At 65.2% G+C, this 13230-nt stretch carries 14 protein-coding genes; 9 read left to right on the top strand and 5 right to left on the bottom strand.

Annotated features, from left to right (window positions below):
- The first annotated feature begins 104 nt into the window (after positions 1 to 104).
- From infB to C486_RS08855, 5 genes are all read left to right on the top strand, one after another.
- Positions 105 to 1904 carry a translation initiation factor IF-2 gene (gene infB, locus C486_RS08875; protein ID WP_008455310.1) on the top strand — a complete coding sequence of 600 codons (1800 nt, stop codon included), beginning with the start codon at positions 105 to 107 and terminating at the stop codon, positions 1902 to 1904.
- A gap of 112 nt (positions 1905 to 2016) precedes the next feature.
- The gene (locus C486_RS08870) at positions 2017 to 2202 is read left to right on the top strand and encodes a hypothetical protein (protein WP_241432483.1); all 186 of its coding nucleotides are present in this window, start codon (positions 2017 to 2019) and stop codon (positions 2200 to 2202) included.
- Positions 2203 to 2291: 89 nt separating this feature from the next.
- Positions 2292 to 3977, top strand: a complete 1686-nt coding sequence (pyrG, locus tag C486_RS08865) for a glutamine hydrolyzing CTP synthase (RefSeq protein WP_008455307.1) — start codon at positions 2292 to 2294, stop codon at positions 3975 to 3977.
- A complete protein-coding gene (guaA, locus tag C486_RS08860; protein ID WP_008455305.1) occupies positions 3977 to 4894 on the top strand; it encodes a glutamine-hydrolyzing GMP synthase in 918 nt (305 codons plus the stop codon). Before pyrG ends, guaA begins: the two co-directional genes overlap by 1 nt.
- Positions 4891 to 5223 carry a DUF7126 family protein gene (locus C486_RS08855; RefSeq protein WP_008455302.1) on the top strand — a complete coding sequence of 111 codons (333 nt, stop codon included), beginning with the start codon at positions 4891 to 4893 and terminating at the stop codon, positions 5221 to 5223. The genes guaA and C486_RS08855 overlap by 4 nt, the downstream gene beginning before the upstream one ends.
- A gap of 488 nt (positions 5224 to 5711) precedes the next feature.
- Here the strand turns inward: C486_RS08855 and C486_RS08850 are convergent, their stop codons facing one another.
- Both C486_RS08850 and C486_RS08845 read right to left on the bottom strand, forming a co-directional pair.
- Complete coding sequence (locus C486_RS08850) at positions 5712 to 6479, bottom strand: 5-formyltetrahydrofolate cyclo-ligase (RefSeq protein ID WP_008455300.1); 768 nt, start codon at positions 6477 to 6479, stop codon at positions 5712 to 5714.
- Positions 6457 to 7020 (bottom strand): MogA/MoaB family molybdenum cofactor biosynthesis protein, encoded by a 564-nt coding sequence (locus tag C486_RS08845; RefSeq protein WP_008455298.1) that lies wholly within the window; start codon positions 7018 to 7020, stop codon positions 6457 to 6459. The genes C486_RS08850 and C486_RS08845 overlap by 23 nt, the downstream gene beginning before the upstream one ends.
- Positions 7021 to 7254: 234 nt before the next feature.
- On the opposite strand from C486_RS08845, the gene C486_RS08840 reads away from it, so the two are divergent.
- The gene (locus C486_RS08840) at positions 7255 to 8280 is read left to right on the top strand and encodes a zinc-binding dehydrogenase (RefSeq protein WP_008455297.1); all 1026 of its coding nucleotides are present in this window, start codon (positions 7255 to 7257) and stop codon (positions 8278 to 8280) included.
- 105 nt (positions 8281 to 8385) lie between these two features.
- The gene (locus tag C486_RS08835) at positions 8386 to 8670 is read left to right on the top strand and encodes a hypothetical protein (protein ID WP_008455295.1); all 285 of its coding nucleotides are present in this window, start codon (positions 8386 to 8388) and stop codon (positions 8668 to 8670) included.
- Positions 8671 to 8737: 67 nt separating this feature from the next.
- On the opposite strand, the gene C486_RS08830 is transcribed toward C486_RS08835, so the two are convergent.
- Complete coding sequence (locus tag C486_RS08830) at positions 8738 to 9055, bottom strand: DUF7853 family protein (protein WP_008455294.1); 318 nt, start codon at positions 9053 to 9055, stop codon at positions 8738 to 8740.
- A gap of 221 nt (positions 9056 to 9276) precedes the next feature.
- On the opposite strand from C486_RS08830, the gene C486_RS08825 reads away from it, so the two are divergent.
- Positions 9277 to 10350 (top strand): hypothetical protein, encoded by a 1074-nt coding sequence (locus tag C486_RS08825; RefSeq protein WP_008455293.1) that lies wholly within the window; start codon positions 9277 to 9279, stop codon positions 10348 to 10350.
- Positions 10347 to 11090: a class I SAM-dependent methyltransferase gene (locus tag C486_RS08820; RefSeq protein ID WP_008455292.1), complete on the top strand. Its 744-nt coding sequence runs from the start codon at positions 10347 to 10349 to the stop codon at positions 11088 to 11090. Before C486_RS08825 ends, C486_RS08820 begins: the two co-directional genes overlap by 4 nt.
- Before the next feature lie 666 nt (positions 11091 to 11756).
- Here the strand turns inward: C486_RS08820 and C486_RS08815 are convergent.
- Positions 11757 to 12818, bottom strand: coding sequence for a glucose 1-dehydrogenase (locus C486_RS08815; RefSeq protein WP_008455290.1), 1062 nt, complete (start codon positions 12816 to 12818; stop codon positions 11757 to 11759).
- The gene (locus C486_RS08810; RefSeq protein ID WP_008455288.1) at positions 12815 to 13195 is read right to left on the bottom strand and encodes a Rid family detoxifying hydrolase; all 381 of its coding nucleotides are present in this window, start codon (positions 13193 to 13195) and stop codon (positions 12815 to 12817) included. Before C486_RS08810 ends, C486_RS08815 begins: the two co-directional genes overlap by 4 nt.
- Positions 13196 to 13230 lie beyond the last annotated feature (35 nt).

Below are 13230 nucleotides of genomic sequence, written 5' to 3'. Positions count from 1 at the left end.
GATGAGGAAACCGCGTGCGGACGTGCTCGGCGGACCGTCGATGACGATGGGTTTAACTACGGTGCTACGGAGGTTTTAGGTAAGACCTTCTCGGGTGGTTCATCATGTCGGACACGGATACACGCGACCCCACATCTCTCAGAACGCCGATCGTCGCCGTCCTCGGACACGTCGATCACGGCAAGACAAGTCTCCTCGATAAGATCCGCGGCTCCGCGGTCATCGAGGGCGAAGCAGGCGCGATTACCCAGCACATCGGCGCGACCGCCGTTCCGCTGGACATCATCTCCACGATCGCGGGCGAACTCGTCGACCCGGACGACTTCGACCTCCCCGGCCTCCTCTTCATCGACACCCCGGGTCATCACTCCTTTACCACGCTGCGCTCTCGCGGGGGGGCGCTGGCTGACATCGCCATCCTCGTCGTCGACGTCAACGACGGCTTCCAGCCCCAGACGCTCGAGGCCCTGGATATCCTCCGGCGGTCGGAAACCCCGTTCATCGTCGCGGCGAACAAGATCGACACCGTTCCGGGCTGGAACGCAAACGAGGATTCGCCGATCAACGACACCTACGAGGCCCAGTCCGATCGCGTACGCGGACGACTCGACGAGAGTCTCTACGAGATCATCGGCAACCTCTCCGACGAGGGGTTCTCCGCGGACCTCTACTGGCGCGTCCAGAACTTCCAGCGCAACGTCGGCGTCGTCCCCGTCTCGGCGATGACCGGCGAGGGGGTCCCGGACCTCCTGACGGTCATGATGGGCCTCTCCCAGCGCTACATGAAAGAGGAGATGGAGATCGACGTCGCCGGCCCCGGCGTCGGCACCGTTCTCGAGGTCAAAGAGGAGAAAGGGTTCGGGACGACGGTCGATACAGTACTGTACGACGGGACGATCCGGTCGGACGATCGGATCGTCGTCGGCGGGCAGAACGAACCGATCGTCACCGACGTCCGCGCGTTGCTCCAGCCGCGGCCGCTCGCGGAGATCCGGACCGAGAGCCGGTTCGAAAAGGTAGACGAGGTGTCGGCCGCGTCCGGGATCAAGGTCGCCGCGCCCGAACTCGCGGACGCGATGGCCGGCGCGCCGGTTCGGGTCGTCCGCGACCGCGATCTCGACGCGGTCATCGACGAAGTCCAGGCCGAACTCGCGGACATCGCCGTCGACACCGCCGAGGAAGGCGTCGTCGTCAAGGCGGACACGCTGGGCAGCCTCGAGGCGATGGCCGACGCCTTGGACGACGCGGAGGTGCCGATCGTCCGCGCGGAGGTCGGCGACGTCGCGCCGCGGGACGTCTCGGTCGCCTCGACGGCCGAGGACGGCAAGCAGAAGGCCATTCTCGGTTTCAACGTCGACGTCCTCGACGACGCCGACCAGCGCGCGGAGATCGAGAACGTGACGATCTTCACCGACGAGGTCATCTATCAGCTCATCGAAGAGTACGAGGAGTACGTCGAGGGGATCGAGCAGGCCCAACAGGACACCATCCTCGAGAACATCACCCGGCCCGCCCGATTCCGGATCCTGCCGGACCACACTTTCCGCCAGAACGATCCCGCGGTCGTCGGCGTCGAGGTGAACGCGGGAACGATCCAGACCAACGCCAACGTCGTCAAGTTCGAGGGCAACGAGCCCGAGCGCGTCGGCCAGATCAAAGGCATTCAGGAACAGGGCGAGGACGTCGACGAGGCCCGCGCCGGAAATCGCGTCTCGGTCGCCATCGACGGCCCCACCGTCGGCCGCGGAATCGAGGAAGACGACGAACTCTGGGCCGAGATCCCCGAGAAACACGCGAAGATCCTCGAACAGGAACTGGCCAGCGAGATCCCCGGCGACGAACTCGAGGCGCTGAACATGTACCTCGACAAGCAGCGCAGTCGGGACCCCTTCTGGGGCAAATAATGACCTATCGGTGAGTCGTTGTTTTGGTCTCGCGTACGGAGGGGACTGGGTAACCGCTTTCCCATCGGAAACTCCGCTGAGGGTGCACATCTCCGTCGGTGTCGTCGCACCGATGGTCGTCAACAACTCTCCCGATACCCGGACTGTCTCGGTACCACAGGACCCGATCGACGAGGGCGACCCGGCCCTCCCCGGACGGACGATCCAGGTGCGGATGGAGTGCGGCATCGAATCCCTCCAGCAGGCCGAGATCGTCGCCGTGCGAGACGAGACTCCAGGGGAATCGACGGCCGAGTGACCGGTGGCTCCGCCGGCCGGGAGTGACAACCTCTGTCGGAGGCGGTGCGGTCCCGAAATCGTTTTCAAGCGGTCGCGCGCACACTCGGTATGCCGACGGAATCGGACACTCATTATGACCCCTCGCTGGGGAACAAGTTCATCTTCGTCACCGGCGGCGTCATGTCGGGACTCGGCAAGGGGATTACGGCCGCGAGCACCGGCCGACTCCTCAAAAACGCCGGGTTCGACGTCACCGCAGTGAAGATCGACCCGTACCTGAACGTCGACGCGGGGACGATGAACCCCTACCAGCACGGGGAGGTCTACGTCTTGGAGGACGGCGGCGAGGTCGACCTCGATCTGGGGAACTACGAGCGGTTCCTCGATATCGACATGACCTCGGACCACAACATCACGACGGGCAAGACCTACCAGCACGTCATCGAGAAGGAACGCGCGGGGGACTACCTGGGCAAGACGGTCCAGATCATCCCCCATATCACCGACGACATCAAGCGGCGCATCCGCGAGGCCGCCAAAGGCACCGATGTCTGTATCATCGAAGTCGGCGGCACAGTCGGGGACATCGAGGGAATGCCCTACCTCGAGGCCCTGCGCCAGTTCGCCCACGAGGAACCCGAGGAGAACGTCCTCTTTACCCACGTGACCCTCGTCCCGTACTCGAAGAACGGCGAGCAAAAGACCAAGCCGACCCAGCACTCGGTCAAGGAGGTCCGTTCGATCGGCCTCCAGCCGGACGTGATCGTCGGCCGCTGTGAAGATCGGCTCGATCCCGAGACCAAGGAGAAGATCGCGCTGTTCTGTGACATTCCCACGGAGGCGGTGTTCTCGAACCCCGACGTCGAGGATGTCTATCACGTCCCGCTGATGGTCGAAGACGAGGGATTGGACCAGTACGTCCTCGAGCACTTCGGGCTGGCCGACGAGGCCCTGCCGGAGGGCGAACGGGCGAACGACTGGCGCGAGATCGTCACCACCGAGAAAGACGGCGAGATCGACATCGCGCTGGTCGGCAAGTACGACCTCGAGGACGCGTACATGTCGATCCACGAGTCGCTGAAACACGCCGGCTTCGAGATCGGCGTCGACGTGACCGTCCACTGGGTCGCAGCCGACGAGTTGAGCGAGGGCCACGACGGCCAACTCGAGGGGATGGACGGGGTCATCGTCCCCGGCGGGTTCGGGATGCGCGGCTCCGAGGGCAAGATCCGTGCGGTCCAGTACGCCCGCGAGAACGACGTTCCGTTCCTCGGGCTCTGTCTGGGCTTCCAGATGGCGGTCGTCGAGTACGCCCGGAACGTGCTGGGCTTCGAGGGCGCTCACTCCGCCGAGATGGAGGAAGACACGCCCCACCCGGTCATCGACATCCTGCCCGAACAGTACGAGGTCGAGGACATGGGCGGGACGATGCGACTCGGCGAGCATACGACCGTTATCGAACCTGAAACGTTGGCCTACGACCTGTACGGCGACACCTCCTGTTCGGAGCGACACCGCCACCGCTACGAGGTCAACCCCGAGTACTTCGACGCGTTCGAAGACGAACCGCTCGTCTTCTCGGGTACCGCGGGCAACCGGATGGAGATCCTCGAACTCGAGGAGCACCCGTTCTTCGTCGGGACGCAGTTCCACCCCGAGTACACGTCCCGACCCGGCCAGCCGAGCCCGCCGTTCCTGGGGCTGGTCGAGGCTGTCATCGAGGAATCCGATGATGATGACGACACCGACCCCGAAGCTACCGACACCGACGCGGAAACCGAGGTAACCCACTGATGGTAGACACCGACACGTTCGTTCCAGACGCAGTCGCAGAGATCGACGAGCAAATCGGCGACGCGAACGCCGTCATCGCGCTGTCGGGCGGCGTCGACTCCTCGACGGCCGCCGCGCTGGCCTACGAGGCGATCGGCGACCAGCTCACGCCGGTCTACGTCGACACCGGATTGATGCGGAAAGGCGAAACCGAGGAGATCCGCGAAACCTTCGGCTACATGGACAGTCTCCGGATCGTGGAGGCACAGGACCGGTTCCTCGACGCACTGGAAGGCGTCACCGATCCCGAGGAGAAACGCCACATCATCGGCGAGCAGTTCATCCGGGAGTTCGAAACGGTCGCCACGAATGTCGACGCCGACTACCTCGTGCAGGGGACGATCTACCCCGATCGCATCGAGAGCGAGGGGACGATCAAGTCCCACCACAACGTCGGCGGCCTCCCCGAAGTCGTCGACTTCGAGGGCATCGTCGAACCCATGCGCGATCTCTACAAGGACGAGGTCCGCGAGGTCGCACGCGAGCTCGGCCTCGAGGAGATCATCTCCGAGCGCATGCCGTTCCCCGGTCCCGGCCTCGCCGTGCGGATCATCGGCGAGATCACCGCGGAGAAACTCGAGGTCGCCCGCGAGGCCAACCACGTCGTCGAGGAGGAACTCGAGGAGTACGAGCCATGGCAGGCGCTGGCGGCCGTCATTGGCAAGGCGACGGGCGTCAAGGGTGACAACCGCGTCCACGGCTGGGTCGTTTCCGTCCGCTCGGTCGAGTCACGCGACGGGATGACCGCCCGTGCCCAGGAGATCGATTGGGAGACGCTCCAGCGGATTCAATCCCGGATCACGGGCTCCCACGAGAACGTCGCCCGCGTCGTCTACGACGTGACCCACAAACCGCCCGCGACGATCGAGTACGAATGAGTTCCGCGACGACCGCCGTCGTCGCCGGTCCCGACGAGGACGACATTGGGACGGCACTCGAGAGCGAAGGCGTCGCGGTGAGCCGACTCGATGGCGTCATCTCCCGCCCCCAACTCGAGGAAGCGGGCGTCGTCACGGCCGACCTGTACGTCCTGACCGATGTCGGACAGGCGACGACGATCCCGATCGTCTGCGATCTGAACGACGAGGTCCGGACCGTCGTCTACGCCCACCGGACCGTCCCCGAGTTCGTCAAGGGGCAACTCGACATCGCGATCGATCCGCAGTTGATGGACGCGAGCGTCGTCGCTGACGAACTCGTCGAGTGACGCTTTCGGCCCCGACCGCCGAGGCCGGGCCGACGGTTGGGGGACCGATCCGGTCGCCGGCATCGTCGTTTCGGCCCGTCCGTTTTCCGAACGACTGTCTCAGCAGTATAAACTTTCTCACCGGCGATTTCGACCGAATGAAATCGAATTGAACTCGGCAGAACTCGGCGTAAAATCGGTGTACCATCACCGCCGTTCAAGTGATCGTCGCCGCTACGTCGGGATGGAGGTCAACGGGCAGGCCTCACCGATGGCACCCACCACTGCTCCCGCGACTTCCAGCAACCCCACCACAGCACCCTTCCACCCACCACTGCCAACCGGTTTCGTTGCCGCGGGCCCACCCCACCGGCCCGCGTCACACCCTGCGATTCTGGCATCGGGACGCGGCGGGTTCCGTCGCGTCCCGGGGATGGACTCCCTTCTGTCGCCGCCGCCGCGCCAGTCGATCGATCACCAGCGACCGCCTCGCGGTCACCCGGATCGCGCTACGAGGTTCGAAGCCGTTCCAGAACCGGAATCTCCGCGAGTCGGTCGGCCGTCAGCAGGTCCCAGTCGATGCCGGTCGGCTGCGCACTCCTCTCCGGACGGCACACGCGCTCGGGCGTGACGACGAGATCCATCGCGACGTCGTGGGCCTCGATCGCGACCGACTCCGCGATCAGCTGTCGCTCGTGGACGGTGGTCGCGACCGGCGTCGCGTCGTCGACGAGGCCGAGCTCCCGGAGAACGGCGTACTCGAGGTCGCTGTAGCCCTCCCCCTTTCCGACCCGGCCGCCCTCCGCGGTGATTGCGACGCTCCCGGAGACGATCAGATCGACGCGGTCGATCTCGTCCGGACCGATCTGTTCGCCGTGTTCCGCCGAGCCCGAGACCGTCGTCGCCGCGTCGTAGTCCGCGAGGTTGTCGGGGTCGAGTTTCAGGAAACACTTCTCGTCGCGAAGGCGGGGAACCGCCATGTAGACCGTCTTTCCCTCGCGCAGCGCACGCCGGCGGACGGGGAGTTGCGGTGCGTCGGGGTTCGCTTTGATCGTCGTCGCCTCGGTCCACTCGGGTTGGTCGGCCAGTCGGTCGGCGGCCTCGCTCGCCCCGGCGAAGTTCGGAATGCGGCCGTGGGGTGGGAACGGAAAGCGGGCTTCGCCGCGTTCCTCCAGGTCGTCCCAGACGCGGTCGCGGACGGCGTCCTTGTCGAGTCGGTCGGTCGCGTCCCCATCGCGGTCGGCAGCGCCCACGTCAGGCACCTCCGTCGGCCGCATCCCCGTCGGTCGAATCGTCGTCCTCGGCCGGCTCCTCGCGTGCGAGTTCGACGAGCACGGACGCTTCCGACAGGATGATCTCCTCGAGCGCGAGCCGGACCGCGTCGGCGTTACCAGGGAGACAGAAGACCGGCGTTCCGTCGGCGACGCCCGCGAGGGTCCGCACGGCGACGGTTTTCGTTCCGACCCGGTCGTACGCCAGGAACGTAAACAGTTCGCTGAACGTGGGCAGCTCCTTCTCGAGGAGCGGCTCGACGGCGTCGAGCGTGACGTCGGTCGGTTCGACGCTGGTCGCGCCGGCGGTGATCACGATGTCGACATCGTTGCGATCGATCAGTCGCGAGACGATCGACTGGACCTTGTCGTGGTCCGCGCCAACGTGCTCTCGGACCGTGACTTCGTTGCCGTCGTCCTCGAGCGCCGTGGTGATCGCCTCGCCGGCCCCGTCGGTAGCGAGGCTCCGTCTCGCGGAGACCGTGACGACGCCGGTACAGAGCGTCCCGTCGTCGGGGGCGGCGTCGCTGGTGGTCGTCTCGTTCATACGTCGCCTTCGAAAGCCGGCGGGTAAAAACTACGCACACGCGGCTGCGCTTCGGAGAGCGCTCGGCCCATCGCGGATCGGCGACGTTCGTCGCCGACGCCTCGGTCGTGGTAACCAAACGAGAGCGGCGGAGTTCGTGACCCACCGTCCGGCTGCGTCGGACGGCCACGGGCGGCGACCGCCGAATGCTGGTAGCCAAACTGTTATGGACGGCGTTTCCGTTGGCCTGCGTATATGCAGGCAGTCCAATTCACGGAGCACGGCGACACCGACGTGATCGAGTACGGGGAGTACCCCGACCCCGAGATCGGCCGGGACGAGGTGCTGGTCGACATCAAAGCGGCCGCACTCAACCACCTGGACATCTGGACCCGGCGGGGGATGCCAGGGATCGACCTCGAGATGCCCCATGTTCCGGGCAGCGACGGGGCCGGCGTCGTGACGGACGTCGGCGCGGACGTCACGCGCTTCGAGACGGGCGATCGCGTCGCGCTCTCGGCCGGCTGTGGCGACCTCCGAATGGACGACCCGACGCTCGATCCGCGATACCATATCATCGGCGAACACGTCACCGGCGTTCACTCCGAGTACGCGGCGATCCCCGAGGACAACCTGATCCCCGTCCCCGAGCACGTCGACTGGGACGTCGCCGGCTCGAGCTGTCTGGTCTTTCAGACCGCCTGGCGGATGCTCATCGAGCGCGCCGACCTCGAGGCCGGCGAGACGGTCCTCGTGCTCGGCGCAAGCGGCGGGGTCGGCCACGCCGCCCTGCAGATCGCCGACTACGCGGGCGCGGAGGTCTACGCGACCGGCAGCACCGAGGAAAAACTCGAGTACGCCGAGGCCCACGGCGCGGACCACGTCTGTAACTACGAGGAGGAGGACTTCGCGGACTGGGTGCGCGAGGAGACGGACGGCCGGGGCGTGGACGTCGTCGTCGAACACGTCGGCGCGCCCACCTGGCAGAACTCCTTGAAGAGCCTGACCAAGGGTGGCCGACTTGTCACCTGCGGCGGCACCGGCGGCGGCAATCCCGAGACGGACATCCCGCGTATCTTTTGGAACCAGCTCCAGATCATCGGCTCGACGATGGCGACGCCCGATCAGGTCGATGACGTGATGGAACTCGTCTGGGACGGGACGTTCGAGCCCGCGATCCGCGAGGAGTTGCCAATGAGCGAGACCGCACGCGCCCACGAGATCATCCAGAACCGGGACGGGTTCGGCAAGGTCGTCGTCCGCCCGGACAGCGAACTGTAACCGCGGCCGCGCGAACGCGTCCGCGTCCCGCTCGCAGCGCTCGCGAACGGATCTGTCAGGTCGGCAAACCGTGAGGGCTTTGACGATGCGGTCGAACGATCCGATATGAACTCGAGCGACGACGGCGGCTACGTCTACGATCCAGCGGCGTTCGATACCGATGCCGACGAGGGGGACGAACCGCCCCACCCCGCGACGGTCGACCGCGAGTTCGACTGGCGCGGCTGGGTTCTCGTCGGCGTCCTGTGTGTTGCCTTCCTCGTCGCTCCGGCGGCCATCCATCTCGTCCCGCCGGGTGCGGACGGGTATCGCTTCGCGCTGTTGATTCTCCCGCTTGCGCCCGCACTCCTGCTCGCGATCACCGCCGTCTGGGCGACGACGCGACCCTGAACGCGGCTGACGGCGAGGCTGAGCCGAGATGCGGACGGCGAAAACGAAGCGGTAAGCGGTGTGTCGGCTACGCCTGTGCGTTCTGCCCGACCTCGAGTTGGTCGAGGGCGGCCATGCCGTGATCGACGTCACGGGCGGGCGTCTCCTCGCGGTCGACGTACGCGGCGAGCGTATCATAGATGCGATCGGCCTGGGTGGCAGTGAGCCGGTCCGTGTCGCCGTCGGTCTCGAGCGTGTCGATCGCCTCGAGTACCCATTCCGGCGGCTGTTCGTCCGCGTCGAGTGCCTCGTTGAGGCGGGTCGCGAGGACGTGGTGGACGACCCACCGTTCGTCTCTGGAGAGCGTGACTTCGTACGTCTCGGTATCCGGTGGTGAGGAGCTCATTTCGTCAGACTGGACCGGGATTGTCGGTCCTCAATCAACGCTACGAACACCGTCATAATAAGCCTTGTCACACCCTGGCATAGTTGCTGCTTCGACGGATCGATGCCGATCGGCGGCAGGTCGCTTGGCTCACCCGATCGTGTCGCGGCTGTTGACAGTCAGTTCGCCGATCAAAAGCTACTAACAGAATCGCGCCGAGACACACACAGGAGTCGACGCTGATGGATTTCGCGACGTTATCCGCAAAGATCGCGACCGGGCGCATCGGAGACACGCTCTCACAGCTCGTCCCCGCGACGCCGATCTGGGAGCGCGAGTGGGACGTCTGTTGTGTGCTCGACGGCTGCCGGCTCGATCTCATGCGCGAGGCGGCCGCCGCCGGCCATGAGACGCTTCCCAGCCACGATGCAGTGGGCTCGCTGTGGTCGGTCGGATCCCAATCGGCCGAGTGGATGGATCGGACCTTCGCCCCCGAGCACCGGGAGGAGATGGCCCGTACCGCCTACGTGACCGGGAACCCCTTTTCGTCCCAATCCTGCGAACACATTCTCGTCACCTCCGACGATGTCCTGCCGCTCACGGCCGACGATTTCGGCGTCTTCCACGAGGCCTGGCGCGACGGCTGGGTCGACGACGACATCTCGACGATCCCACCCGAGCCGCTGACCGACGCCGCGATCGCGATCTGGCGGCATCGCCGGCAGCTGGACATCGACCGCATCGTCGTCCACTACATGCAGCCCCACGCCCCGTTCCGGTCGCAGCCGGGTTGGTTCTTCGGCTCGGCCGACATCGAACACTGGGGCCAATTCACCGACGGGGACGACGACGATGACGTCGATCTCGAGGCCCTCGATCCCGCGGAGCGCGAGGCGCTCGAGGCGTTGGCCGACGCCGAGGACGATGCCGATGAGACGGACTCGATGAACGATCCCTGGCTGCGACTGCGCGACGGCGACCTCTCCTACGAGGCGGTCTGGGCGGCCTACCGGGACAACCTCGAGTGGGTGCTCGACGATCTCACGCGCCTGCTCGCGAACTGCGACGGACGGGTCGCGATGACCAGCGACCACGGCAACGCGATCGGCGAGTTCGGCGTCTGGTCGCATCCCCCCGGAACGCCGGTCCCCGCCCTCCGGCGGGTTCCCTGGGCAGTCCGCGAGGGCCGGGATCGTGGGACGTGCGACCCCGCCCTTCCGACGGGGCTTCGCCAGCGCGGGGCGGATGGCACGGAGCGGGCGGAGCCTCACGGCGGCGACATCGAATCGCGCCTCGAGGCGCTGGGCTACCGGTGACGGGCGCGCTCCGCGACGCGATCTACGCCGTGCGGAGGGCACGACTGCGACTCGAGCGCCGCCGCCTCGATTACGGCCGGGAAACGCGAGCCCGGGCCGACCGGCTGGCAGCGGTACTCCCGGCGTCGGCCGCCGAACTGCGGGCGTACGAACGCGAGTACGCCGACCTCGAGTGGTTTCACGAGTGCTACGCCGATCGCGTTGACGCGATTCACGAGGCCGGCGTCGCGACCGACACGACCCACTGGCGCGACGGGGTGACGCTGTACGTCGTCTGTCGCGCCCTCGAGGTCGAAACCGCCGTCGAGACCGGTGTTCTGTTCGGCTCGTTCGACGCGCACGTCCTCGCCGCGATGGTCGAGAACGGTGGCGGCACGCTCTACTCGCTGGATCTGCCCGGCGGCCCGCCGGGGCCGTTCGAATACGGTCACCTGATCCCGGATCGGTGTCGCGACCGGTGGGAACTACAGCTGGGTGACGCACGCGAGGTTTTGCCGGAACTGCTCGCGGCCGTCGGCCCCGTCGACCTGTTCCTCCACGACTCGGACCACCGACTCCCGCAGATGCGATTCGAGTACGAGACGGCGCTGCCGCGGATTTCGCCCGGCGGGGTCCTGGCGAGTCACGACGTGCGCCTCTCCGCATTGTTCGACCGGTTTACGACGGCACACGGCCTCCCCGCCTGCACCGTCTGTGATACGGGCATCGCCGGCGTTCCGCCGTTGGAAAACCCGGACTGAACAAGAACACGTTACGGCGGGAGCTGCCCACAGGCAGTACGAAATCGACGCGCGGAACCCGTCCTATCGTACACCGATCGCGCACACTGATCGAGGAGACGGACGATGAGAAATGAAAACTCTGGACATCATCCCACCAACGACAATATATTACCTATATAGTATATTTTATATAGGACAATACTGTGCGAGAGATGTACTGACGGCTGGACCGTGAATCCGACAGCAGCCCCTCCCGTTTTCCAAGGAATAAGGTTGTAAAACGGACTGTCGAACCGGTTATATAGTTGCGAGAGTAATATAACACCTGGACGGGAGACAATGTTGGGATTGGCAAGATCTGTGGCTAAGACTCATGTGTTTGATCAAATAAGTACATATTTGGGATTGTATGTCGGCTTCCTCCGATCGTAGGCCGTCACTATTGAGAACGTGACTCGAGTTTCTAGTATTGCATATTGTGTAAAAACCTTGTGGTGAGGAAATAGTATGGGATATTACCCTATCTTAGGGAAGTGTATATACAACGCTCTCGTCTTCGTCGGTGGCAGTAATCACAGTCCCCGCTATCGTGACTGCACTGTTGGGTATGCACGTCCCGTCTGCTCGAGCGTGGGTGTGATCGCGCCGCTGGGTGACCGCCCCTCGATCTCCGATCGGGGTCGGTCAGCGCGAATCGAACTCGATGACGGTCTTGATCCGATCCGGAGCCGTCGAGAACGCGTCGTCGACCGCGGCCGGTTCGAAGGTGTCCGTAATCAGTTCGTCACTGAACCAGTCGGGGAGCGCTGCAAGCGACTCACAGGCGGCGTCGAAGTGGTCGATGTGGGAGTTGACGCTGCCGATGATCGCTCTGTTCCCCAGTACGAGCCTGCGGTGGAGCCGACCGCCCGCAACGTCGAACTCGTCGTCTCCCGGGAGCCCGAGCAACACGCCAACGCCGTTTTGATCGAGCGCGTCGATCGTGTCGAAGGCGTGTCTCGCGTATCCGGTTGCCTCGTAGACGAGATCCATCGGCTCGTACACCGCCGGAACGTCGGCCACGGGAGTCTCACGCGAGTCCACGTAGGTCGCACCTAATCGTTCGATGAGATCGATCGTCGGATCGGGTCGGTCGCGCCGGCCGAGACAGTACGTCCGCTCGAACTCCGATTGCAGTCTGGCCAGCGTTAACAGGCCGAGTGGCCCGTTCCCCAGCACGAGTGCTGCGTCGCGCTGCCACTCGAACGCCGAGCGCGATGCGTAGGCATGCTCGAGTGCCTTTTCGGTATTGCTCATCGGTTCGATCAGGACGCCGGTCGTTGCGAACGCGTCGGGAACCGGAACCAGGTACGTCGCCGGGCTCGTGAAGTACTCGGCCATGTACCCGTGTGCGCCATCGATCCCCCGCTCGAGGCACTCCTCCGGCGGTGCCATATCGGGCTCCCCGCGCCGGAAGTACTCGGTCGCGTCGCCCGGGGGACGGCGAACGGTCGGGACGACGAGTTGCCCCGCCTCGAGAGCGGTTCCGTTCGGGTCTTCGACGACGCCGACGGCTTCGTGGCCGAGGACCTGGTGGTCGCTCCCGGCGGGGAACCCGCCGTGTGTCCCTTCGATCACCTCGAGATCGGTGCCGTCGATCCCGACCCTGAGCGTTCGGACCAGTGCGTCGCCGGGGTCGGGGTCGGGACGTGGTTTGTCTATCAGACGCGGCCGGGAATCGCCGCGTTCGACGGCGATCGCTTTCATGCGTTGACCCGTGCGATCACTTCGATTTCGACGCCGATATCGATCGGCAACTCCGATACCTCAACGGCGCTCCGGGCGGGGTACGGTTCGGTCACGTACTGCTCGTACACCGCGTTGATGGCCTCGTAGTCGTCCATGTCGGTGACGAACACCGTCGATTTGACGATGTTCTCGAGGGAGCTGTGTCCGGCCTCGAGAACGGTCCCGAGGTTCTCCATGACGGCATGCGTCTGTGTCTCGATGTCGTCGGCGACGATCGCTCCCGATTCGGGATCGACCGGTCCCTGTCCGGAGACGTACAGCCGGTCGCCGTCGCGGATCGCCTGGGAAAACGGACCGATACTTGCGGGTGCCTCGTCGGTTGCAATTTCGTTCATCGTCCACTCCGATAACGTCTAACGGCCACCATATG

It is taken from the genome of Natrinema gari JCM 14663 (assembly GCF_000337175.1).
Classification (GTDB): Archaea; Halobacteriota; Halobacteria; order Halobacteriales; family Natrialbaceae; genus Natrinema; species Natrinema gari.
This window is presented reverse-complemented; position numbering and strand designations above follow the sequence as displayed.

What these genes read in the sequence shown, in the direction of transcription:
- C486_RS08855 (WP_008455302.1), top strand. Translation starts at nt 4,891, where the DNA reads ATGAGTTCCGCGACGACCGCCGTCGTCGCCGGTCCCGACGAGGACGAC.
- C486_RS08835 (WP_008455295.1), top strand. Translation starts at nt 8,386, where the DNA reads ATGAACTCGAGCGACGACGGCGGCTACGTCTACGATCCAGCGGCGTTC.
- C486_RS08825 (WP_008455293.1), top strand. Translation starts at nt 9,277, where the DNA reads ATGGATTTCGCGACGTTATCCGCAAAGATCGCGACCGGGCGCATCGGA.
- C486_RS08840 (WP_008455297.1), top strand. Translation starts at nt 7,255, where the DNA reads ATGCAGGCAGTCCAATTCACGGAGCACGGCGACACCGACGTGATCGAG.
- C486_RS08830 (WP_008455294.1), bottom strand. Translation starts at nt 9,055, where the DNA reads ATGAGCTCCTCACCACCGGATACCGAGACGTACGAAGTCACGCTCTCC.
- C486_RS08850 (WP_008455300.1), bottom strand. Translation starts at nt 6,479, where the DNA reads ATGCGGCCGACGGAGGTGCCTGACGTGGGCGCTGCCGACCGCGATGGG.
- C486_RS08870 (WP_241432483.1), top strand. Translation starts at nt 2,017, where the DNA reads ATGGTCGTCAACAACTCTCCCGATACCCGGACTGTCTCGGTACCACAG.
- C486_RS08810 (WP_008455288.1), bottom strand. Translation starts at nt 13,195, where the DNA reads ATGAACGAAATTGCAACCGACGAGGCACCCGCAAGTATCGGTCCGTTT.
- infB (WP_008455310.1), top strand. Translation starts at nt 105, where the DNA reads ATGTCGGACACGGATACACGCGACCCCACATCTCTCAGAACGCCGATC.
- C486_RS08815 (WP_008455290.1), bottom strand. Translation starts at nt 12,818, where the DNA reads ATGAAAGCGATCGCCGTCGAACGCGGCGATTCCCGGCCGCGTCTGATA.
- pyrG (WP_008455307.1), top strand. Translation starts at nt 2,292, where the DNA reads ATGCCGACGGAATCGGACACTCATTATGACCCCTCGCTGGGGAACAAG.
- C486_RS08845 (WP_008455298.1), bottom strand. Translation starts at nt 7,020, where the DNA reads ATGAACGAGACGACCACCAGCGACGCCGCCCCCGACGACGGGACGCTC.
- guaA (WP_008455305.1), top strand. Translation starts at nt 3,977, where the DNA reads ATGGTAGACACCGACACGTTCGTTCCAGACGCAGTCGCAGAGATCGAC.